17 protein-coding genes are annotated in these 23,327 nt (G+C 65.2%); 3 read left to right on the plus strand and 14 right to left on the minus strand.

The window, feature by feature from the left end; translation table 11 throughout:
* Positions 1–268 precede the first annotated feature (268 nt).
* The 3 genes from ACK5IR_RS10675 to ACK5IR_RS10685 all read right to left on the minus strand — a co-directional run bounded on the left by ACK5IR_RS10675 (position 269) and on the right by ACK5IR_RS10685 (position 3,829).
* Positions 269–1,633: an ArsB/NhaD family transporter gene (locus ACK5IR_RS10675; protein ID WP_416928693.1), complete on the minus strand. Its 1,365-nt coding sequence runs from the start codon at positions 1,631–1,633 to the stop codon at positions 269–271.
* A gap of 23 nt (positions 1,634–1,656) precedes the next feature.
* Complete coding sequence (locus ACK5IR_RS10680; RefSeq protein ID WP_416928695.1) at positions 1,657–2,145, minus strand: HPP family protein; 489 nt, start codon at positions 2,143–2,145, stop codon at positions 1,657–1,659.
* A gap of 199 nt (positions 2,146–2,344) precedes the next feature.
* The gene (locus tag ACK5IR_RS10685; RefSeq protein WP_416928697.1) at positions 2,345–3,829 is read right to left on the minus strand and encodes an inorganic phosphate transporter; all 1,485 of its coding nucleotides are present in this window, start codon (positions 3,827–3,829) and stop codon (positions 2,345–2,347) included.
* Between the two features lie 521 nt (positions 3,830–4,350).
* On the opposite strand from ACK5IR_RS10685, the gene ACK5IR_RS10690 reads away from it, so the two are divergent.
* Positions 4,351–6,732: a molybdopterin-dependent oxidoreductase gene (locus ACK5IR_RS10690; protein WP_416928699.1), complete on the plus strand. Its 2,382-nt coding sequence runs from the start codon at positions 4,351–4,353 to the stop codon at positions 6,730–6,732.
* A 78-nt stretch (positions 6,733–6,810) separates the two neighbouring features.
* Positions 6,811–7,995: a NapC/NirT family cytochrome c gene (locus ACK5IR_RS10695; protein ID WP_416928701.1), complete on the plus strand. Its 1,185-nt coding sequence runs from the start codon at positions 6,811–6,813 to the stop codon at positions 7,993–7,995.
* A gap of 98 nt (positions 7,996–8,093) precedes the next feature.
* Here the strand turns inward: ACK5IR_RS10695 and rhaD are convergent, their stop codons facing one another.
* From rhaD to ACK5IR_RS10740, 9 genes are all read right to left on the minus strand, one after another.
* Positions 8,094–8,942, minus strand: a complete 849-nt coding sequence (rhaD, locus tag ACK5IR_RS10700) for a rhamnulose-1-phosphate aldolase (protein WP_416928703.1) — start codon at positions 8,940–8,942, stop codon at positions 8,094–8,096.
* 4 nt (positions 8,943–8,946) lie between these two features.
* Entirely contained in the window at positions 8,947–10,200 is a 1,254-nt protein-coding gene (locus ACK5IR_RS10705) for an L-rhamnose isomerase (RefSeq protein WP_416928705.1), read from the minus strand.
* A gap of 3 nt (positions 10,201–10,203) precedes the next feature.
* On the minus strand, positions 10,204–11,601 hold the full coding sequence (locus ACK5IR_RS10710; protein ID WP_416928707.1) for an FGGY-family carbohydrate kinase: 1,398 nt from the start codon (positions 11,599–11,601) through the stop codon (positions 10,204–10,206).
* Positions 11,598–11,912, minus strand: a complete 315-nt coding sequence (gene rhaM, locus ACK5IR_RS10715) for an L-rhamnose mutarotase (protein ID WP_416928709.1) — start codon at positions 11,910–11,912, stop codon at positions 11,598–11,600. The genes ACK5IR_RS10710 and rhaM overlap by 4 nt, the downstream gene beginning before the upstream one ends.
* Positions 11,912–12,907 carry an ABC transporter permease gene (locus ACK5IR_RS10720; RefSeq protein WP_416928711.1) on the minus strand — a complete coding sequence of 332 codons (996 nt, stop codon included), beginning with the start codon at positions 12,905–12,907 and terminating at the stop codon, positions 11,912–11,914. Before ACK5IR_RS10720 ends, rhaM begins: the two co-directional genes overlap by 1 nt.
* Positions 12,904–13,887, minus strand: coding sequence for an ABC transporter permease (locus tag ACK5IR_RS10725; protein ID WP_416928713.1), 984 nt, complete (start codon positions 13,885–13,887; stop codon positions 12,904–12,906). Before ACK5IR_RS10725 ends, ACK5IR_RS10720 begins: the two co-directional genes overlap by 4 nt.
* Positions 13,884–15,428, minus strand: a complete 1,545-nt coding sequence (locus ACK5IR_RS10730) for a sugar ABC transporter ATP-binding protein (RefSeq protein WP_416928715.1) — start codon at positions 15,426–15,428, stop codon at positions 13,884–13,886. Before ACK5IR_RS10730 ends, ACK5IR_RS10725 begins: the two co-directional genes overlap by 4 nt.
* A gap of 65 nt (positions 15,429–15,493) precedes the next feature.
* A complete protein-coding gene (gene rhaS / locus ACK5IR_RS10735; RefSeq protein ID WP_416928717.1) occupies positions 15,494–16,483 on the minus strand; it encodes a rhamnose ABC transporter substrate-binding protein in 990 nt (329 codons plus the stop codon).
* Positions 16,484–16,587: 104 nt separating this feature from the next.
* Positions 16,588–17,394, minus strand: a complete 807-nt coding sequence (locus ACK5IR_RS10740; RefSeq protein ID WP_416928719.1) for a DeoR/GlpR family DNA-binding transcription regulator — start codon at positions 17,392–17,394, stop codon at positions 16,588–16,590.
* 182 nt (positions 17,395–17,576) lie between these two features.
* On the opposite strand from ACK5IR_RS10740, the gene ACK5IR_RS10745 reads away from it, so the two are divergent.
* Positions 17,577–19,679, plus strand: a complete 2,103-nt coding sequence (locus ACK5IR_RS10745) for a bifunctional rhamnulose-1-phosphate aldolase/short-chain dehydrogenase (protein ID WP_416928721.1) — start codon at positions 17,577–17,579, stop codon at positions 19,677–19,679.
* 39 nt (positions 19,680–19,718) lie between these two features.
* On the opposite strand, the gene ACK5IR_RS10750 is transcribed toward ACK5IR_RS10745, so the two are convergent.
* Both ACK5IR_RS10750 and ACK5IR_RS10755 read right to left on the minus strand, forming a co-directional pair.
* A complete protein-coding gene (locus tag ACK5IR_RS10750; protein WP_416928723.1) occupies positions 19,719–21,059 on the minus strand; it encodes an HlyD family type I secretion periplasmic adaptor subunit in 1,341 nt (446 codons plus the stop codon).
* Between the two features lie 200 nt (positions 21,060–21,259).
* Positions 21,260–23,164, minus strand: a complete 1,905-nt coding sequence (locus ACK5IR_RS10755; protein WP_416928725.1) for a type I secretion system permease/ATPase — start codon at positions 23,162–23,164, stop codon at positions 21,260–21,262.
* Positions 23,165–23,327: the final 163 nt, after the last annotated feature.

The raw sequence follows: 23,327 nt of genomic DNA on the forward strand, positions 1-23,327 counted from the left end.
CCACGGTTGCACGGTCAATTCCCTCGTAACGTCCTGTAACTCGCATGGTCCCTCCCCTTTGTATTGTTATATAAGATATACGAAATAGCGCGGGCAAGGGGAGGTGTTTCCCTTGCCGGACGGCGGGATCGAAGATGTTGTTGATGTCAGGGCTTCACATAACATTACAAGATATTGAACAGACACGATTTGCCGAAATTGAATGACCCGGCGTCCGTTTCGCGCCGGTCTGGAGCAGCGGTATCCGCCCGCAACCTGCCAGATGCCGTCAGAAATAGCGCAGGTAGAGGTAGATGTTGGAGATCGCCAGCGTCAGGATCATGATCGGAAAGGCGATCCTGACGAAGGAGACGAAGCCGATCGGCTGGTGCGCCTTTTCGGCGAAGGCTGCCACGGTCAGGTTGGCGCTGGCTCCCAGCAGGGTGCCGTTGCCGCCCAGACAGGCGCCGAGCGCCAACGACCACCACAGCGGCTCGATCGCCTCGGGTCCGCCAAAGGTCGCGGCCGTCGATTTGATCAGCGGAATCATCGTCGCCACGAAGGGAATGTTGTCGAGGATGGCCGACAGGAAGCCCGAGGCCCAGAAGATCAGGAACGAGGTCTTCATCAGGTCGCCCTCGGTCACCTCGAGCACCTTCTGGGCGAAGAACTCCAGCAGGCCCACATGTTCGACCCCGGCAACGATCACGAAGAGCCCGCCGAAGAAGAAGATCGTCACCCATTCGACCTCGCCGAAGATGCGGTGGAGCGACTCCGATTGCCGCTCGCCCGGCTGGCGCCCGTAGGCCAGCAGCATCAGCAGCGCCGCGCCGCCCAGTGCCGATGTCCCGGGCTGGATGCCGTAGCCGTGACCGAGCGTGAAGCCCAGCAGCACCAGCGCCAGAACGGAAAGCGACTGGACCATCAGCCGGCGGTCGGTGATCGCCTCGGCCTCGTTGAATTTCATGATCCTCTCGCGCGAGGCGGCGGGAATCCGCGCCAGCGCCCGGCGGTTCAGCAGGTAGATGATGAACGTCACCACGACCAGGCAGATCGCCGAAACGGGGGCGAGGTTGACCACGAAATCGTTGAAGCTCAGCCCCGCCGCCGAGCCGATGATGATGTTGGGCGGATCGCCGATCAGCGTTGCCGTTCCGCCGATGTTCGAGGCGAGAATCTCGGCGATGAAGAAGGGATATACCCGCGTTTCCAGCGCCTCGGTGATCAGCAGGGTGATCGGCGCGATCAGCAGGACCGTCGTCACGTTGTCGAGCATGGCCGAGAAGACCGCGGTGATCAGCGTCAGCATGATCAGGATGCCGGTCGGATTGGCCCTGACCTGCTTGGCCGCCCGGATGGCGACATACTGGAACAGCCCGCTCTTGCTGGTGATGCTGACGATCAGCATCATGCCGATCAGCAGGGCGAGCGTGTTGGCGTCGACACCGTCGACCGCCTGCTGCTGGTTGATGATCCCGAACAGGACCATCAGCGCCGCGCCGAGCATGGCGAGGATGGCACGGTTCACCTTTTCCGAGATCAGGGCGGCATAGACGAGAACGAGAATGCCGGTGGCGATCCACAGGGGGTCGACCCCCAATAGATGCGGGACGGAGAACGCGGCGTCTCCGTGTGACGTGGAAGGGTCCGTCAATGTATTCGTCCGGGGTTGGGTGGTTAGCTGAAAACGTGCTCCAGCAGGGAATTGGGGCTTACGGTTCCGATGAAACGGCCTGTTCCGGGATCCACCAGGATGACGTGCCGTTTGAACTTGTAGATCAGGTAGATACCTTCCATCACCGGGGTGTCGGGCGCGGCGACCGGAATGTTGGCCGGGTTGGACATGTTGTCCGAGACCTTCTCGGTTCTGAGGCGGCCGAGCTGCGCGTCGAAGTCGGCCTTCGAAAGCGTCATGAAGCTCAGGTTCGAGAACTGGCCGCGTCTGGTGTCGGAATTCAGCCCGATGGTCGCCGCCCTGGGCAGCAGCAGCTTCATCAGCGTCGGCGCGGTGAAGACGCCGACATACTGGCCCCGGGAATCGACCACCGGCAGGAACCGCGCCTTGCTTTCCCTGATGATGTTGAAGGCGGTGGCGATGCTCTCCTCAGGCAGGATCGTGCGTTGCTGATCCGGCTCGACCATCACGTCGCGGCATGTCAAACCCATGGGTGTCCTCAAGCGTTCGATGGCGGAGGTCTCCGCCGGTCAACCGAACCGGGTCTCGATGAAACGCGCCGGGGTCTTGCCAACACCTGCGGGCGCTTTTTCGATTGCGGCAGGCAGGGGTTTCATTTCACTTCTTCGGCCGGCTTGCCAGCCTCCCGGCGCGGCAAAGACCCTGTTGCGACCTTTCGCCCTGTCCGGCTCAGCCGGCGATGGTGCGGACCAGCAGGAACAGCAGGGCCGACAGGCCCGCCGCGGCCGGCACCGTGACGATCCAGGCGGTGACGATGGTCAGGAAATGCGACCGGCGGACAAGCTTGCGCCGCCGCCGCTCCTCGGCGCCGATCTGCAACTCGGCGGGAATGGCGGCGCGTGCCAGGTGCATCCGCCGGTGGGCGTTCCATTCGCGGAAGAAACCGACCCCGAATATCGCGCCGATGGCGATATGGGTCGAGCTTACCGGCAGGCCCAGCCAGCTTGCCAGGATGACCGTGATGGCGGCGGACAGGGCGACGCAATAGGCGCGCATCGGGTTCAGTCTGGTTATCTGGTTGCCCACCATCTGGATCAGCCTGGGGCCGAACAGGAACAGCCCGAACGATATCCCCATCGCGCCGATGACCATTACCCAGGAGGGAATGCCAAAGGAATCGGAAAAATCCGCCGTCTGCGAGGCGTGAACGATGGCTGCAAGCGGGCCCACGGCATTGGCCACGTCATTGGCGCCGTGGGCGAAGCTGAGCAATGCCGCCGAGACCACCAGCGGGATGCCGAACAACGCCTTGAGCGACCTGTTGCGGTTCTCCAGCCCCTCGGACTGGGCGCGGACGACGGGGATCATCATCAGCCAGCAGAGAACCCCCACCGCCAGTCCGATGAGGAGCGCGCGGTCGAACGAGATATGCACCAGGTGCTTCAGCCCCTTGAGCGACAGATAGGCGGCAAAGGCGCCGGCCATGACCCCCACCAGCACCGGAACCCACCGGCGGGCGGCGGCGATCTTGTCGTCGCGATAAACGATGTTGTGCTTGATGAACCACAGGAACATCGCGGCGATCAGCCCGCCGAGAACGGGCGAGATGACCCAGCTTGCCGCGATGGCGCCCATGGTCTGCCAGTCGACGGCGCCAAACCCGGCGGCGGCGATGCCCGCACCCATCACGCCGCCGACGACCGCATGCGTCGTCGAGACCGGCGCCCCGACCCAGGTGGCGAGGTTCACCCACAGCGCCGATGCCAGAAGCGCGGCCATCATCGCCCAGATGAAGGTTGTCGAGGTGCCCATGCTGTGCGGATCGGCGATGCCCTTGGCGACGGTCGATACCACGTCGCCGCCGGCGATCAGTGCCCCGGCGCTTTCGAAGACCGCGGCGATGGCAATCGCGCCGCCCATGGTCAGGGCGCGCGCGCCGACTGCCGGCCCCATGTTGTTGGCCACGTCGTTGGCGCCGATGTTCACCGCCATATAGGCGCCGAGCGCCGCCGCGACGACGATGATCAGCGAATTGTTCGACTGGCCGAAAAGCACCGCCGCCACGATCCCGGCAAGCACGATGAAGACGAGCGCGATTCCCGGAGCCGCCAGCGGGCGCGAGACATATCCCGTCGCCATTTCGAGCGACGAGAACCGCCCGAGGTCGCGATCCAGCGTTTCCAGATGGCGAACTTCGCCTCGGTCCGCGTCCATGCTCTCCCCCGCCTTTTGACCGGGGCAGCTATTTCGGTTTCGTCCGGTGTTCAAGCGCATTCGCTGTGACGCGTTGAAGCGCCCGGCCGACCGCCCGGACAATCGCCGGACGGTCAGCCCGGCCCCGCCAGCACAGCCTTGCGGCGCATGCCGTTGACTTCAGTGAATATGTCACATGTGTTTTCAGTATTACATATGTAACAATGAGGGTGGAAACGCGCATTCCGACCCTGGCTATCCCTTGGGAAACCAGGGGCGGTCCGGTTGGGTTCAGATCGTGCGTGCGCTTGTGAAATGACCAATGTGAGTATCCGCCCCGACGCGTCGATGCAGCCGCGTCACCGGCGCGCCTGTGCCGGCGAATCCCGGCCGGGGCCATATCTGTCACCATCCCGCCGGCCGGGCTTTCCATCCGGGGCCGGCCGGGGTCAGGCACCATCGCTTTTCCGTCAACCACCCGTCGCGCGGCGGTCGCGGGGTTTCCGCGCCGCCGGCCGGCGGAGCTTAAAAGGAGCCAAGTCATGACTTTCGTAAGCCGCAGATCGTTCGTCAAGGGGGGCGTTTCCGGGTTCATCGCGGCATCTATGCTGCCGCATCTGGCGATGGCCGCTTCGGGAGCCGGCGGGGTTACCGACGGGCGCGTGCTGGTGAACACCTCCATCGGCCCGATGTGGCTGGTCAAGGAGGGTGGCAAGGTGATCGGGGTCGAACCGCTGGCGCAGGTCGGCGCTTCGTGGGATCTGATCGATTCCATGCCCGACCGCCTCTACAACCGCGCCCGTGTCCAGGCGCCGGCGATCCGGCGCGATTTCCTCGAAAAGCGCGAGAACAGCGACCGTACCAACCGTGGCCGGGGCGATTTCGTCGAAGTGAGCTGGGACGAGGCCGCCAGGATCGTCACCGAAGAGATGGAGCGTGTGAAGACAACCTACGGCAACGCCTCGCTCCACCGGGGCAAAAGCTCGTGGGCCAGCAACCATGCCCACTTCTACAAGACGGAATCGCTGCTTCAGCGGTTCCTCAACCAGTACGGCGGCTGTGCCGAGTTCTTCGGCAACTATTCAAACCAGGCGCTGTCGGAAATCATGCCGTCGGTCGCCTGGGCGGCGATGCAGTCGAGCGACTGGCCGGTTACCCGCGACAATGCCAAGCTGATCGTCGTCTGGGGGGCCAACCCGCTTGTGACGACGCGCATCCTGTCGGGCCGACTTCTGACCCAGGCATGGCAGGATCTCAAGGGTACGGACGTCGAAACCATCGTCATCGACCCGGTTCGTTCCGAGACGGCACAATATCTCGATTCGCGCTGGGTTCCGGTGCGTCCGAATACCGATATCGCGCTCGCTCTCGGCATGATGCATACGCTTTATACCGAGAATCTGCATGACGCCGACTTCATCCAGAACTGCACGCACGGTTTCGAGGAATTCCTTCCTTATCTGACCGGCGAGAAGGACGGCCAGCCCAAGAGCGCGGAATGGGCGGCGGAAATCACCGGGGTTCCGGCCGATACCATCCGCGAACTGGTGCGCAAGATGAAGGACACGCGTACGACCATCATCTCGGGCTGGTCGATCCAGCGCCAGCACCACGGCGAACACGGGCCTTGGGTACTGGTCGCGCTGGCGGCGATGCTCGGCCAGATCGGGCTGCCGGGCGGCGGGCTCAATTTCGCTCACATGTATGCGGACCGCGGGCACTCGACCCCCGACATGCCGATTGTCGGCGGTACGCCGCGCGGCGAGAATGCCATCCCCGATCCGTTCCCGATCGCCTGCCTGACCGATGCCTACCTGAACCCGGGCAAGACAATCTCCTGCAAGGGGCGCGAGATCACCTATCCCGACATCCGTCTCGTCTATACTTCGGGCGGCAACCAGTTCACCCACCATCAGGACACCAACCTTGTCGTCAAGGCGTTCCAGCGGCCCGAGACGGTCATCGTTCAGGACCCGTGGTGGACGCCCACGGCCCGGTTCGCCGATATCGTGCTGCCGGCCGCCAGCGATCTGGAACGCAACGATATCGGGCAGGTGCTGAACCTGATCCTTGCGTCGCGCGCCGCCGTCGAGCCGCAGTTCCAGTCGCGGACCGACTACGACATCCTGAGCGAGTTGTCCGAACGGCTCGGCTTTGGCGAAGTGTACACCGAGAAGCGGACCGAAATGGACTGGCTTCGCATCCTCTATGACGACGCCAGGGCACAGTCGAAGACGATCGAGATGCCGTCGTTCGACGATTTCTGGGCCGGTGAGGGTATTCTCGAATTCCCGCAGGGCGCGGGCGATTTCGTCCATCTCGCCGATTTCCGCGACGATCCGCTCTTCAATCCGCTGGGCACCTCGACCGGGCTGATCGAGTTCGTCTCGCCCTTCGTTGCCAACCTTGGCTACGACGAGGACTGCCCGGCGCATCCCACCTGGATGGAACCCGTCGAGTGGAAGGGGAGCCCCGAGTCAGAGACCTATCCGCTGCAACTGGTGTCGGCGCATTCGATGTACCGGCTGCATTCGCAGATGTGCAATACGGACGCGCGCGAGCATTACGCGGTCAACGAGCGCGAACCGGTGACGATCAACACCCAGGACGCCGCCGACCGCGGCATCCGGTCGGGCGACATTGTGCGTATCTTCAACGGCCGCGGGCAGGTTCTGGCCGGGGCGATCGTCACCGATGACATCCTCGCCGGCACGATCTGTCTGCACGAGGGTGCCTGGTACGATCCGGAGACCGGCGGCGAGATCGGCTCGCTCGACAAATACGGCTCGCCCAACGTGCTGACGCGCGAGGAGCCGCGCACCTCGCGCTTCGCCCAGGCTACCATCGCCGGCACCGCGATCGTCCAGGTCGAGAAGTACGATCAGGAGGCCCCTGCGGTCACCGCCTTCGGCGTCTTCGTCTGAACCTCGGCAACCCTCCCCGGCCGGTCTTCCGGCCGGCGTTTCCGCGCCCCGCGCGGAATATCGATCAAGGAGAATTCCATGGCAGGTACCGCAGCGCGGCCCTCCGACCCGTTGGCAGCCCCCCGGCGCAGGCGAGGGGCGCTTTTCTTTGCCGCATTCGGCGTCTTCATCGGTTTGATTCTCTGGGGCGGTCTGGATGTCGTCATGTCCAGCACCGAGAATACCGGGTTCTGCATCTCGTGCCACGAGATGCGCGACACGCCCTATGCCGAATATCAGAACACCGCCCACCATACGAACGCCTCGGGGGTTGTGGCGAGTTGTCCGGACTGCCACGTTCCCAAACCGCTCGTGCCGAGGATCGTCGATCATATCTATGCGTTGGGAGAGCTTTACAGCTCGTTCCGGGGCAAGATCGATACGCCCGAGAAATACGAGGCGCACCGCCTGGAGATGGCCAATGCCGTCTGGGATTTCATGGTGGCGACCGATTCCCGGGAATGCCGCGGCTGCCATTCGGAACATGCGATGGATTTCTCCAGGCAGGATCCGGAGGCCGCCGAACAGATGCAGGCCGGGTTCGAAAAGGGTGAAACCTGCATCGATTGCCACAAGGGCATCGCGCACAAGCTCCCCGACATGACCGCCGGCTACAAATCGCAATGGACCGACATGCTCGCCGCAGCGGCAGCGCTGAAGGCGGAGCCCGGCAAGACATACTATTCGCTTGAAACGGCGGAGTTCTATGCCGAACCGCCGGGCGACGGGACCCCCCGGGCCGGACGGCTGCTGTCGGATACCCCGGTCGAGGTTATCGAACGCAGCGGCGACAAGCTGAAGATCCGGATTTCCGGCTGGCGGCAGGAAAATGCCGACCGCGCGGTGTTCACGCTGCCCGGAAAGCGGATTTTCGTCGCCGCGCTCGATCCGGCGGGGATCGAACTGGCCCGGTCGGGAGAGACGCGCACCGACCCGGATACCGGCCAGGTCTGGGCGGAAACCACGCTGGAGGTGTGGTTGGCCCCGGGAGCGCTGACCGACGATCCCGATGCGCTGATGGAATATGGTGCGGAGCTATACCGGGCGACCTGCGCCAACTGCCATGCGGCGCCCGCTCCCGACCACTACGTGGCCAACCAGTGGATCGGCGTCATGAACTCGATGAAGCGCGAAATCTCGATCAGCGACGAGCAGTACCGTTTCCTGCAGAAGTACCTCCAGTTGCTTGCGTCGGACGTGGCGGGCGGCCACGCGCCGGGCTGACGCAAGGTTGGGTCACGGCCGGCACGGGCGCCGGTGGGCCGGTGAACCATGCCAGAGATAAACCGGGGGTGCATGCCCCCGGTCCTGTCCGGTTCGCCTCAGCCCGCATCCTTCAGGAAGGCGGGTTCGCAGACCAGCATGGCCGAGAAATGGTCGGCAAGCTCGATCAGCAGGTCCTGCCCGATGCCCCGTTGCGGTCCGCCGGCCGACAGCACCTTGCGGTGGATCGCGCTCGCTTTCTCGATGGTCTCGACCAGCGCGAAGACCCGTTCGGGATTTTCCTCGGAGGCGAAGATGCCGTGGTGCGACCACGAGATGATGCGGCTTTTCTCGAGCTCGACCGCCGAGGCTTCGGCAATGGTGACCGTGCCGGGCAGCAGCGGTGGCACCACGCGCACGCCGTCGGGAAAGATCACGATGCACTCGGGCATCTTTTGCCACAGCGCCATGGTCAGCGCGCGCGAATCCAGCGGCACCAGGAAACTGAGCGCGATGAATTCGGGCGCATGGCAGTGCAGGACGATCCGCTCGCGCCCGTTCGAGACCCGCTTGCGGATCGCGTGGCCGACAAGATGGGTGGCGAATTCCGAGGTCGGGCTGCCGCCCATCACATAGCCCCAGACGCGGCGATAGGCGGTCCCGTTGTCGACGATCTGGACGATCCCGAAGACCTCGTCGGGATGGTCGAGCGCATGGCGGAAGAACTGCCCCGATCCGGTGACGAGGAAATACTCGCCATCCAGCGTCGGCTGCGGCTGCGGCAACGGCACGGCGGGGTGCTGCCGCGCGTTGGGGAAACGCCGGCGCAGGATCGCGGTGATCTCGTCGGTGGGCAGGCGCCAGCTCACGTTGCCGCCGTTGGCCTCGTTCCAGCCCATCTCCCAGCACAGCCGGACAAACGGGGCCACCTCTTCGACGAAAGAGATGGCGTGGGTGAACCTGGGCATTCCGCTACTCCTGATTCCGGTTTGCAACCGAGGCCTGATAGCCATTGAGCGTGTTCAGAAGCGCCCTGCCCGCCGGCACATCCTGCCGGTGGCAGAATTCTTCCCAGATCACGGCATGGGGCATGTCCTTCAACTCTTCGGTCAGGATCAGCCTGTCGGTGAAGTTCAGTTCGCGCTCGGTCCGTTTGAGCAGGTCGGCGGGCAGGAGCAGCGCGCGCAGCAGCGCCTTCTGCATGTTGCGGGTGCCGATCACCCAGGCGGTGGTGCGGGCGATGGTGGCATCGAAGAAATCGAGCCCGATATGGGTCCGCCCGAGCAGATCCGCGAAGACCAGTTCCTGCGCCATTGCAAGAATGTCGTCGTTCAGCAGGATCACGTGGTCGCTGTCCCACCGCATCGGACGGCTGACGTGCAGCAGCATCTCGTCAACCGACAGGCTGACCGCCGAAAGCTTGTCGGCGATATTCTCGGTCGGATGGAAATGGCCCATGTCGAGACAGAGCAGCGTGCCCTTGCGCGTGGCATAGCCGAAGTAGAATTCATGCGAGCCGACCGTGCAGGCCTCGACCCCCAGCCCGAAGAGCTTGCTTTCGACCGCATCCAGCAGATGCGCCCTGTCGAAGGGCACGGCGAACATCCGGTCGAGCGATTCCTCCAGCCGCATGCGCGCCGCCATCCGGTCGACCGGAATGTCCTTGTAGCCGTCGGGCACCCAGTTGTTGTTGACGCAGGGGCTGCCCAGTTCCTGCCCGAAGCGTGCCGCGATCTCGCGGCAGCGTTCGCCATGGCGAATCCAGAAATCGCGGATCGCCCGGTCGGGGTGGGAAAGGGTCAGGTTGTCATCGGCATTGGGGTGACCGAAGAAGGTCGGGTTGAAATCCAGCCCGTGCCCGTTCTCCTTCGCCCAGGCGACCCAGGGTTCGAAATGGCGGTATTCCAGTTCGTCACGCGCCGGCGTTTCGTCGCTGTCGAGATAGCTCGCATGCAGGTTCAGCCGGTGCGTGCCGGGGATGTTGGCATAGGCGAAATCGAGATCGGCGCGCAGTTCGGCGGGGGTGCGGGCGCGGCCCGGATGATTGCCGGTCGCCTGAATGCCGCCGCCGCTGCCGGCGGTGATGCCCTCGAATCCGATCACATCGTCGCCCTGCCAGCAGTGAACCGAAATCGGTATGGCAGCAAGCCGCGCCATCGCGGCCTCGGCATCGACACCCCATTCGGCGAATCGATCGCGCGCCGCGGCAAAGTCGGTACGGGTCATCGGTCAGTCCCTTTCATTGGCAAGAGATGCGCGCCAGAGCGCGGCATAACGGACAAGGTGCGCGCGTCGTTCCGGGCCGGGCGGCGGGTGCGGAACGGCGGGCGCGATGGCGTCGGGGGTATCGCCGCGCGCCAGCAGCGCCGCGCCGATGCTGGTGCCGGTGGCCGATCCGCCCGGCAGCAGCACCGGCCGCCCCGTCGCGGCGCCCAGCATGTCGAGGAAAAGCGGGTTGCCGGCAAATGGCCCTTCGGTCAGCACCGGGCCGCGCGCGCCGATCATCCCGAGACAGGTCTCCGCCATCATCGCAAGATAGAGCGACACCGCGGCGCCGTGCTGCCCTGCGGTCAGGCTTTCGGGCGGCACGCTCCAGCGCGCCTGGCGGCCGGGAAACGGGCCGGATTCGGCCACAACCGCCGGCAGCAGGCGGATAGCGCGCCCCAGTACCGTGTCGATGTCCCGCTGCGTCGGCGTGGCATATGCGCCCCGGGTCAGAAGCCCGAACTCACGCCCGCCCATGAAGCGGGCCGAGGGGACCGGATCGCCGAAGGCGTTGACGTTGATCAGCGTGTCCCGGCCCGGGTCGAGCGCCGTTTCGACCCCGCCAATGGCCATGGCGATGACCCAGGTTCCGGTGGAAAGCACCGAGAACGGCGGTTCCTGTGCCAGCAGATGCGGATAGAGCGAGGCGTTGGAATCGTGAATGCCGCAGAAGACGGGGGTATCGGCGGCAAGCCCCGTCGATGCCGCGACCTGCGGCAGGAGCGTGCCGATCGGGTCGTTTGCCCGGCGCACCGGGGCCATCTTTTCGGCCAGTCCGAGCCGGCCCACCAGCGGGCTGAATTGCCCGGTATAAGGTTGCCAGAGGTCGGTGTGACAGCCCAGCGAAGTACCCTCGGTGCAATATTCCCCGGTCAGCCGGCCGACCCAGAATTGCGGATAGGTGACGATGTGCGCCACCCGTTCGCGCAAGTCGGGCCGCGTTTCGAGCAGCCAGAAAAGCTGTGCACCGAGGTTGAGCCCCAGCGGCAGCCGGGGCGAGCCGGTTTCGGCGAAATCCGGGCGGATCGCATCATAGGCGGCCGCCAGCCTGTCCGGCCCGTCATATTCGTAGTCGGGCATCGGCACTGCCGGCGCGCCGGCATCGTCGAGCAGGACGGCCGAGGCGCCATGGGTGGTCACGCTGATCGCGTCGACGGCGAAATCGCGCTGCATGCGGGCCAGCGATGCGGTGATGAAATCCCACAGCCCGTCCAGATCGGTATGGGGATAGGGCGGCCCGGCCAGCACGCGGTTCGGGGTCGTGACCACCGAAACCTCGCCCGGCCCGTCGAGATCGACAAGCGCCAGCTTGGCGTTGGTCTTGCCGATGTCGATGACGGCGACGTGGCGGGCCCGGGTCATGGCAGGTGGAACAGGGTTTCCAGCGGCACCGCCACCGGCTCGTTGTCGGGACGGGTTTCCATGATGTCGGCCATATGGGCCCACCAGCGCCGCATCACCGGGTGGGCCGGCAGCGCATCCATGCCGTGATCGTCCTCGCGCCAGAGCACGCCGAACAGCAGGTTTGTCTCGGGGTCGAGGTGGATCGAATAGTCCGATACGCCGGCCTCGCGCAGAAGCGCGACCAGTTCGGGCCAGATCTCGTCGTGGCGGCGCCGGTACTCCTCGCGGCGGCCGGGATCGAGCCGCATGCGGAAGGCGTATTTTTCCATCACTTCCCCCTCATGACGCGGATATTGTGCCAGATACGCGGCAGCGCAATGACACCGATCAGCAGAAGGCCGATGAAGATCGACATCACGATGCCCGGCACGTTCAACAGGCCGAGACCGAAGGTCACCAGCCCCATGACGAAGGCCGCGATCACCACGCCGGGGATCGAGCCCGAGCCGCCGAGGATGTTGACCCCGCCGAGCACGACCATGGTCACCACCTCAAGCTCCCAGCCGAGGGCGATCGAGGGGCGCGTCGAGCCGAGCCGCGAGGTCAGGCAGACCGAGGCGACCGCCGCCATCACGCCCGTCAGCAGGAACAGGATGAACTTCACCCGCGCCACGCGTATGCCCGAAAACATCGCGCCGATATCGTTGTTGCCGATGGCAAAGATCCGGCGGCCGAAGTTCGTCCCGTGCAGCAAGGCGCCGTAGATCGCCGCGAACAGGACGAACAGCACCATCTCGACCGTGACGACCCAGCCGACATACCCCTGCCCGAACACCGCGAAATCCGCCGGGTAGCCGGTATAGGCCTTGTCGCCGAGAACGATGTAGGAGATGCCCCGGAAAAGGCTCATCGTGCCGATGGTGACGACGATGGACGGCAGGCCGAGCCCGGCCACCAGCGCACCGTTGAAGGCGCCGCAGAGCAGGCCGGTGGCAAGGCCGACCGCGACGATACCGGGCATGCCCAGCCCGGCCTCGGCTGCGGCACCCATCGCGGTTGAACTCAGCGCGATGATCGAGGCGACCGAAAGGTCGATCTCGCCGGCGATGATGAGCAGCGCCATGGCGAAGGCGATCATCGCCTTTTCGGTGAAGTTGAAGGTGGCGTCGCTGAGGTTCCAGGCGTCGAGGAAATAGGGCGAGGCGAGCGAGTTCAGAACAAAGATCGCCACCGCGACCGCCAGCAGCAGCGCCTCCCACGAATGCAGCGTGCGGGTCAGCGGGGTGGTCAGGCGGTCGGGTACGTGGTGGGTCCGGGGGGTCATGCCGTGTGCTCCGCCGATTTGAGGATGACCCTGCCCTTGCTGCGGCTGGCCCGGGCATTGAAGGCCACGGCGACGATGATCGCGCTGCCCGATATGGCAAGCTGCCAGAAGGGCGAGATATTGACCACCGGCAGCGCGTTGTTGATGACGCCGAGAAACAGCGCCCCCAGCAGCGCCCCGCCCACCGATCCGATTCCGCCGGCGATCGAGACGCCGCCGATCACGCAGGCGGCGACGACCTGAAGCTCGAACCCGCCCGCGATATCGACATAGGCCACCGCAAAGCGCGACACCCACAGATAGCCCGTCAACCCCGCAAGCGCGCCCGAAAGAACGAAGGCGAGGAACTGGGTGCGCCCGACGTCGATACCGGTATAGACCGCCGCGCGCGGGTTGCCGCCCACCGCATAGAAGGCGCGCCCCGGCGGCGTGCGCCCGAGCAGTACCACGAAGGCCAGCACCGCAGCGATGGCGATCCACGACAGCACCGGCAGCCCCAGCACCACGGCGCGCGGGAAATCCTTGAAACCGGCGCTCATCTCGTGCGCATTGATCCATTTGCCGTCGGAGATCAGGAAGATGATGCCGCGATAGATGGTCATCGTGCCCAGGGTAACGACGATGGGCGGAATTTCGAGCTTCCACACCAGCAGGCCGTTGACCGCCCCCATCAGCGTGCCGAGCGCCACGGCGAGACCGAGGATCGCCACGATGGGCACCCCGGGCGCCACGGTATTCAGCATCGCCACCACCATGCCGGTCAGCGCAAGATTGGCGGCAACCGACAGGTCGATGCAGCGGGTCAGGATGACCACCATCTGCCCCAGCGCCAGCAGGATCAGCGTCGAGGTGTCGTTGAAGACATTGATCAGGTTCGACGGCGCGACGAAGGCCGGGAAGCGCGCAGCGATGATCGCCAGAAGCGCCAGGATGGCGGCGAGCAGGATCGTCTCGCGGGATTTGAGGATATGGGCGATCATCCGGCTGCCTCCGCAATGCCGGCGGCGTGCCGGACCAGTGTTTCGGGGGTCATCCGCGGCCCCGAAAGCTCGGCGACCATCCGCCCCTCGCGCATCACGATCACCCGGTCGGACATGCCCAATACCTCGGGGATTTCGGACGAGACCATGATCACCGCCAGCCCCTGGGCGGCCAGTTCCGCGGTGAACTCGTGCACGGCGGCCTTGGAGCCGATGTCGATCCCCTTGGTCGGTTCATCGAGGATGATGATCTTCGGTTCGGTGGCGAGCCATTTGGCGATCACCACCTTCTGCTGGTTGCCGCCCGACAGCAGCCCCACATCCTGATCGAGCGCTGCGGCGCGCAGATCGAGCCGTTCGGTGTATTTCCGGGTCAGCGCGAATTCCTCGGCCAGGCGGATGAACCCGTGCCGCGAGGTGCGCCCGAGCGACGGCAGCGTCACGTTCTGAAAGATCGGCAGGCCGATGATGGCGCCCTGTGTGCCACGATCCTCGGGCACATAGACGATGCCCGCCGCGATCGCCCGGTCGGTGGATCCGAACCGGACCGGCGCGCCGTCGATCGTCACCCGGCCCGCCGATGGTCTGGTGATGCCGAACAGCGCCTGCATGACCTCGGAGCGGCCGGCGCCCACCAGGCCGTAGAAGCCCAGGATCTCGCCCCGGCGCAGGGTGAACGAGATGCTGTCGAATTCGGTCGGGTGGCAGAGATCCGCGACGGCGAGGATCTCGGCGCCCGGATGCGGGGTTCGTTCGGGGAAGATGGTGTCGACCGAGCGGCCCACCATCATGCGCACCAGATCGTCTTCCGAGATATCGGCCATCCGGCCTTCGGCAACGAACTGGCCGTCGCGGAAGACGGTATAACGGTCGGCGATACGGAAAATCTCGTCGAACTTGTGGCTGATGAACAGGATCGCCTTGCCGTCGGCCTTCAGACGCTCGACAAGCTCGTAAAGCTCCTCGATCTCCTTCTGGCTCAGCGCGGCGGTGGGCTCGTCCATGATGACGACGCGGGCATCGATGCTCAGCGCGCGCGCGATGGCCACAAGATGCTTGTTGGCGATGCCAAGCTCCCTGAGCGGGATCGACGGGTCGATATCGGCGCCGATGCGGTCGAGGATGGTGCGGGCCTGCTGTTTCATCCGGCCGATGTCGATCAGGCCGTATTTGCCGCGCGGCGCATGGCCGAGATAGACGTTCTCGGCCACCGTCAGCTCGTCGAACAGCACGGTTTCCTGATGGATCGCGGTGATTCCGGCATCGGCGGCAGCCTGGGCATCGGGGAAATGCGTTTCGCGCCCGTCGACGCGGATCGTGCCGCCGTCGGGCCGGTAGATGCCGGTCAGCACCTTGACGATGGTCGACTTGCCGGCGCCGTTCTCGCCCACCAGCGCGGTGACCTGACCGGGATAGAGATCGAGCGACACGTCGGAAAGCGCACGAACCCCCGGAAAGGTCTTGGTGATGCCCCGGAGCGAAAGGACGGGTTTTCCGGCGTGCGCGTCGGGCGTGCGCGTGAGATCTGGGTTCACATTCATCGCGTGTTCCGGTCCGGACTGAGGCGAAAGACCCGGCGCCGCGGCGCCGGGCCGGTTCGGACGGTTCAGAAGATGCTCTTGAACGCGTCGATGTTGGAGGCGTCGTAGACGAACGGGTCGGCCATCGCGCCGGAGTTGCTGTCGTCGAGTGTCAGCATGCCCATCCGGCCCATCGGGATCTCGGCCCCCGGTGCGGCCTCGGCATCGCCCCTGGCAAGGTGATAGGCGATCATCGTCGCCGAATATCCCAGATCGATGGGATTCCAGATGGCAAAGGATTTGGAGGCACCCGATTCGATGGCACCGGCCATTTCCGACGGCAGGCCCAGGCCGGTCACGTTGACCTGCCCCACCTTGCCGGCATCGACCACCGCCTGCGCGGCGGCCACGATCCCCACCGATGTGGGCGCAATGATCGCCTTGAGGTCGGGATAGGTCTGCATCAGGCCGGTGGCCTCGCGATAGGACTTGTCGGCCAGATCGTCGCCATAGACCGTGGCTACCACCTCGATCCCCGGGTAATTGCCCATGACCTTGTTCATTTCCTCGATCCAGATGTTCTGGTTCGTGGCGGTCGCGGTGGCCGAAAGAACGGCGACCTCGCCGCCATCGGGCATGTTGTCGGCGGCCAGCTTGATGATCATGTTGCCGATCAGCGGGTTGGACGAGGGGTTCAGGTGAACCTGACGGCCATCGGGGGCAACGCCGCTGTCCCAGCTTACAACGGTGATGCCGCGCTGCATCGCCTTCTTGAGCGCGGGGACAAGCGCGTCGGTATCGTTGGCCGAAATGGCGATCGCGTCGACCTTCTGGGCGATCAGTGCGTTGATCACCTCGATCTGGCCCTCGGCGGTGGTATCGGTCGGGCCGGTATAGATGATCTCGACATCGCCAAGCTCGTCGGCTGCCTCCTCGGCGCCCTTGGCGGCGGCTTCGAAAAAGCCGATGCCGAGCGCCTTGACGACCAGCGCGATGCGCATGTCCTCGGCGGCGGACGGGGTGGCAAGCAAGGCGGCGGTGGCCACCCCTGCAAGCATTTTACCGATTGATTTCATTGGTGTTCCTCCCTTGAAGATTGTGGGGTCCTGACCCGCGTGGCAGTATCGTTCTCGTCGGCGCCGCATGGCTGGTGCCGCCAGCGGGCGGGATGCGGCGGATCTCATGATGCCCGCTCCTCCGACATCGCCGCAGATGATGTGGCGGCGATCACCAGCCGGATATCCGCCGCCTCGATCATCGCCGCCGAGCGGTCGTCGATGCCTTCGTCGGTGATCAGCGTGTCGATCCGCCCCAGCGGGCACAGCACCAGGCTCGACCGGTTGCGGAACTTGCTCGAATCCGCCATCACGATCAGTTCGTCCGAACGGCCGATCAGCTTCTGTTCGGCCTGGATCAGCAGCGGATCGGCCTCCATTACCCCGAGCCGCCCGATACCGTAGGCACCCAGAAACGCCCGCCGCGCATAGAAGTTCTGCGTCACGTCGTTGTCGAAGGGTGAAAGGATGATGTTCTGCTCGCGATAGATCGCTCCGCCCGGCAGCATCACCGCGTTCTTCGAGTTCTTCAGCAGATGCTCGGCAACCGGAAACGAATTGGTAAAGACCTGAAGCCTGCGTCCGGCCAGCGGATAGACCATCTGAAAGGTCGTCGTTCCGCCGTTGATGATGATTGCCTCGCCATCGGCGCACATCTCGACGGCGGCGCGCGCGATGGCCCGTTTCTGCGCCGTGTGCAGTGTTGCGTTCATGGTGAAGGGGTGGCCGGCAAGGCCGACGAATTGCGGCGGCGCCAGCGCCTCGGCCCCGCCGCGTACGCGGCGCAGCTTTTTTTGCACGTGCAGCGCCGCGATGTCGCGGCGGACCGTCGCTTCCGACGCACCGGTCAGCGCGCAAAGCTCGCCGACGGTCACGACGGGCCGGTCCTGCACCGCCGACAGAATGACAGTGTGACGTTCCGACTCGTGCATTTGTCGCCTCCCTCCAGAAAGGTTGCGTAGAGTTTCGATCATTGTCAATCAAAAACACGCGCCATACGAGGCACTGTCCATATACATGATCGAATATGACTGAAATTGATTGACTTCTGCCGGCCCAATGCCGAACCTGTTGCCGGCCGACAGGCTTTGCCGGAAGCGGGAGGATCACCTACATGCTGAATACGCGCGAAAACAACCGCCTGCGGGATTTGTGGGACGAGGCCGGTACCGCCGGCATGTCCGAATCGGAGCTTCTGCTCTACCGCTCCAACCTGCTTGGCTCCGACAAGCGGATCACCAATTACGGCGGGGGCAATACCTCGGCCAAGGTGATCGAGAAGGATCCGTTGACCGGCGACCCGGTCGAGGTGCTGTGGGTCAAGGGATCGGGCGGCGATATCGGAACCATCGGGATCGATGGGTTCGCGACGCTCTACATGGACAAGCTCCGGGCGCTGAAGGATCTGTATCGCGGCGAGAAATTCGACGACAAAATGGTAGGTTATCTGCCGTTCTGCACCTATAACCTGAACCCGCGCGCCGCCTCCATCGACACGCCTCTGCACGCCTATGTGCCGAAAACCCATGTGGATCACGTCCACCCCGACGCAATCATCGCCATCGCCGCGGCGGAGAACTCCGAGGCGCTCACGCAGGAGATTTTCGGCGGCGAGATCGGCTGGCTGCCGTGGAAGCGCCCCGGGTACGAACTGGGCCTGTGGCTTGAGAAATTCTGCGCCGAGAACCCCGGGGCCAGGGGTGTGGTGCTGGAATCGCACGGGCTGTTCACCTGGGCGGATACGGCGCGGGAATGCTATGAACTGACCCTGGCGACGATCAACCGCGCCATCGCTTGGTTCGAGGACAAGACAGCCGGCAAACCGCCCTTCGGCGGCGCGAAACACCAACCCCTGGCACCCGGGGCGCGCCGCGCCGTGGCGGCGCGCCTGATGCCGGCGGTTCGCGGCATGGTTTCGGCCAGTGTCCACATGGTCGGCCATTTCGACGATCGGGATGCGGTGCTGGAATTTGTCGGCAGCCATGACATGGAGGCGCTTGCGGCGCTTGGCACAAGCTGCCCGGATCATTTCCTGCGCACCAAGATCCGCCCGCTGGTGGTGGATTTCGATCCCGGCAATCCCGATGTCGGTGCGATGCTCGACGGGCTGGCCGCCGCCGTGGCCGCCTATCGCGACGAATACACCGCCTATTACGAGCGCTGCCGGCACGACGACAGCCCGGCGATGCGCGACCCCAACGCGGTGGTCTACCTTGTGCCCGGTGTCGGCATGATCACCTTCGCGCGGGACAAGGCGACGGCGCGTATCGCGGGTGAGTTCTATGTCAACGCGATCAACGTGATGCGGGGCGCATCGGCTGTTTCGGCCTATTGCGGCCTGCCCGAGCAGGAGGCATTCGATATCGAATACTGGCTTCTGGAAGAGGCCAAGCTGCAACGCATGCCGCGGCCGAAATCGCTTGCCGGGCGGGTGGCGCTGATCACCGGCGGCGCGGGCGGCATCGGTTCGGCCACCGCCGGGCGCTACCTTGACGAGGGCGCCTGCGTGGTGTTGGCCGATATCGATGCGGATGCGCTGTCGGCGACGCGGGCGGCGCTTGTGGCGCGCCATTCCGCCGATGTGGTGCGGACCGTTCCGATGGACGTGACCGACGAAAACGCGGTCGCGGCGGCATTCGCCGATGCATCGGTCGAATACGGCGGGCTCGACATTCTGGTCTCGAACGCGGGGATCGCCTCTTCCGCGCCGATCGGTGAGACCACGCTGGATCTGTGGAACCGCAACATGTCGATCCTCTCGACCGGTTATTTCCTCGTATCGCGGGCGGCATTCGCGGTGTTCGGGGCGCAGGGCATCGGCGGCGCGGTCATCTTTGTCGCCTCGAAGAACGGGCTTGCCGCCTCGCCCAACGCCGCGGCCTATTGCACTGCCAAGGCGAGCGAGATTCACCTCGCGCGCTGTCTTGCGCTGGAAGGGGCGCCCGACGGTATCCGCGTCAACGTGGTGAATCCCGACGCGGTGCTGCGCGGCTCGAAGATCTGGACCGGAGAATGGCTCGACCAGCGCGCCGGCACCTATGCCACCGACAAGGAAGGGCTGGAGGAGATGTACCGCCAGCGCTCGCTGCTCAAGCGGTCGGTGCTGCCCGAGGATATCGCCGAGGCGTGCTATTTCTTCGCCTCCGACCGCTCGGCCAAATCCACCGGCAACATCCTCAATGTCGATGCGGGAAACGTCCAGTCGTTCCCGAGATGACGGTATCGGTGTTCGCCGGTGTTCGAGCCGGCTTCCGGACTACTGCTCGCGGAAGGCACGCGACATGCTGTCGGTGATCGGCTTGCTGATATAGGCAGCGAAGGTGCGTGTCCGGGTCTGGATCATGATCTCGGCCGGCATTCCCGGGGTCGGCGCGAAGCCGGGGATGCGCGCCAGTTCCTCGTGCGGCAGCGAAACCCGCGCCAGATAGGTCTCGACCGGTATCCCGTTCTGCGATTCCGCCAGCGAATCCGCCGAGACATAGAACACCTCGCCGAACAGCACCGGTGTTGTCCGCTGGTTCAGAGCGACCAGCCGCACCGTCGCCTTCTGGCCGGCCTTGACGTTGTCGATCTGGTTGCGGGGGATCTGCGCCTCGATGATGAGCGGCGCGTCGGCGGGCAGGATCTCGACGATCGGCTTGCCCGGTTCGATCACCCCGCCCGAGGTGTGGTAATAGAGCTGAACGACCGTGCCCGATACCGGCGAGCGCACGATCGAACGGCCGAGGACATTGCGCGCCTTGCGCGTTTGTTCGGTGATGCTTTCGAGATCCGCCTGAATCGGGCCAAGCTCGTCCAGCGCCGCCTGCCGGTAGGTGGCGCGCGCAAGCTCGGTCTGTTCGCTGTATTTCAGCAGCATCTGGCGGATCTCGGCGACCTCGGCCTCGAGCCGCGCGGTCTGCCCGTCGGCCTCGGCCTGTACCCGGCGGATGGCGTTGAGGTCGGATTTCTGCAACAGCCCCTTTTCGAACAGGGCGGTCTTGTCGCCGAACTCCTCGGCCAGAATCTCGGAGCGCAGCCTGAGCGACTTCAGTTGCGCCGAATAGCCGCTCTCGCGCACCCTGAGCGCCTCGATGTTGCGGTCCATCAGGGCGATGTCCTTGAGCAGCGCGGTGCGCGACACTTCGTAGGCCAGCGCCTGCCCGTCGAGGATCGAGGCGATCTCGGGGTCGTCCGCCTCTTCCACAAGCTCGGGCGAGAATGCGAAATCCTCGTCCTCGCGGTATTCCGCCAGCAGGCGTTCGGCGGTCGCTTTCAGCCGCACCATGCGCAGATGCAGTTCGCGCTCGCTCGCCTCGGCGGCGGTCTGGTCGAGGCTGAGCAGGCGTTCGCCGCCGGTTACCTTCTGGCCCTCGACAACGAAGATCTCGCTGATGATCCCGCCTTCGAGATGCTGCACGATCTTGTTGTTGCCAGTGGCGACGAAACTGCCCTGCGCGATCACCGCCGCCGCCAGCGGGGCGGTGAACGCCCAGACCCCGAAGCCGCCGAAGGCGATCGCCATCAGCGACAGCCCGACGATGGCATGGGTCCGGATCGAACGGGGAACCTCGGCGAACCAGTCGGGTTCGTTGTGAATCGCCACCGCGTTTCTCATTGGGTGCCTCCGTCGATCGATGGCCGGGGGGTGGAGCCGTTCAGCTTGGCAAGGACCGTCTCGCGCGTGCCGAACAGCGCGATCCGCCCGTCGGTGATCAGCATGATCTTGTCGACCACCCCCAGCAGGGCGGGTTTCTGGGTGATGACGATGACGGTGATGCGCCGCTCCCGTGCCCGTTCGAGCGCGCGTGCCAGCGCCTAGTCGCCGGCCACGTCGAGATTCGAGTTCGGCTCGTCGAGAACAAGGAAACTGGGGTTGCCGAAAAAGGCGCGGGCCAGCGCGATGCGCTGCTTCTGTCCGCCCGACAGCGGTGAGCCGTCGGCGGTGACGACGGTCTCGTAGCCCTGCGGCAGGTCGGCGATCATGTTGTGCACGTCGGCCAGTACCGCGGCCTGGTGGATCTGCTCGTCGGTGGCGTCGGCGCGCATGCGGGCGATGTTGTCCTTGATCGTGCCGGGGAAAAGCTGAACGTCCTGCGGCAGGTAGCCGATGTTCTCGCCGAACTGGCGCGGATCCCAGTTGCGGATATCCATCAGATCCAGCCGCACGCTGCCCGATGTCGGCAGGATCGAGCCGACCAGCATCTTGCCCAGCGTCGTCTTGCCGGCGCCCGAATTGCCGATCACCGCCAGCGTGTCGCCGGGCGAGAGAGAGAAGGTGATCCCGTTCAGCACCACCCGCTTGGTGCCGCCGGGCACATAGAGCAGACGTTCGACATCGAGCCGTCCCTCGGGGTTTGGCAGGCGCAGCTTTTCGTACTGGTTGGCGGCCGAACCCAGAAGGGAGCGGATACGCCCCAGCGCGGCGCGGGTCAGCAGGAACGAACTCCAGCCCTCGATCGAGCCTTCGATGGGCGAAAAGGCGCGGCCCGAGATGATTGAGGCCGCGATCACCATGCCGCCGGTGATCTCGCCGTTGATCGCCAGAAAGGCGCCCCAGCCGAGAATGGCGATCTGGGTCAGCAGCCGCACCGCGCGCGAGACCGAGGCGAAGATGACGTTGCGGTCCTGCGCCTGAACCTGGGCGGTCAGCGAGGCGGCGGTATCGCGGCCCCAGATGCGCACTGCCTCGGGGATCATCGCCAGCGCATTGATGATCTGACTGTTGCGCGACATCGAATCGAGGTGCTGGTTGGCCATGGCCTGGGCGATGTTGGCCCGGGCAAAGGGCTTGGCGGTGGCCTTCTGGTTCAGCACGGCGATGATCGTCAGGATGACCGCCGTCACCAGAACGATCATCCCCAGCGACGGATGCACGAGAAAGATCGCGACGATGAACAGCGGTGCGAAGGGGACATCGAGAAAGGCGATCAGCGTGCCCGAGACGAGGAAACTGCGCACCTGCTGCAGATCGCCCAGCGTCTGGTATTCGCGCCCGGTGCCATGCAGCGACGAATAGGCCGCCGCGCTGAGGATCGGCGCGCCGAGCCGGGTCGCGACCTCGACCGCCGTCCGCATCAGGATGAACCGCCGGATCGCATCAAAGATCGACTGGAAGATCACCGCGCCGGCGATGATCACCGTCAGCATGACCAGCGTGTCGAGCGAACGGCTGGTCAGCACCCGGTCGCTGATCTGGAACAGATAGATCGGGATCGACAGCAGCAGGATGTTGGTGGCGAAGGTCAGGATGCCGACGACGATCAGGTTGTTGCGGACCGCCTGGCCGGCCTCGTGCAGGATGCGGTCGTAGCGTGGCGGCGGGGTGCGGCTGTGAAACCTCGACGGCGGCGGTGTGCCGCCACCCGAAGCGTCCCGTGCCCGGACAGGTTCGTTGGCGCGCGCCTCGATCGGGCGGTCGAGCTTTGCCGCAGGCGGTTCGGCCGGGGCGCCGCCGCGGGTGGATCGCGGCGTTCCGGCCGGTTCGGGGGCCGGGTCGATTTCCAGCCGCACATTCGCCCGGGGTTCCGCGATCCCGGCTGTTTCGGCGGCTTGCGCCGTTTCCTTTGCGGGCGCGGGTTCCGGTTCTGTCGGGCGGGGCTCCGCCTCTGGCGCCTCGGGCTGCGCCGGGGCGGCGGCCGCTTCTGCCGGAGGGTCCTGGCGCATCCTGTCGGATTGCGCGGTCTCGCCACCGGCTGCGGGGGGCTCTTTCTCGACATCCATGTTCGCTTGGCCTTCGGTTTGGGTTCCCTGCCCCCCTGATGCGGGCGCCGGTTCGGGAGCGTGGCGGGGCGAGACGGCGGGGCGGTGCCAGTCGATGGCAATCCTGCCGGGGCCCGGTTGTGGGCCCTGCCGGGCGCGGTGCTGCGGGGCGGGCGGGAACCGC

Origin of the sequence: Tropicimonas sp., assembly GCF_047971885.1 — a bacterium.
Taxonomy (GTDB): domain Bacteria; phylum Pseudomonadota; class Alphaproteobacteria; order Rhodobacterales; family Rhodobacteraceae; genus Tropicimonas.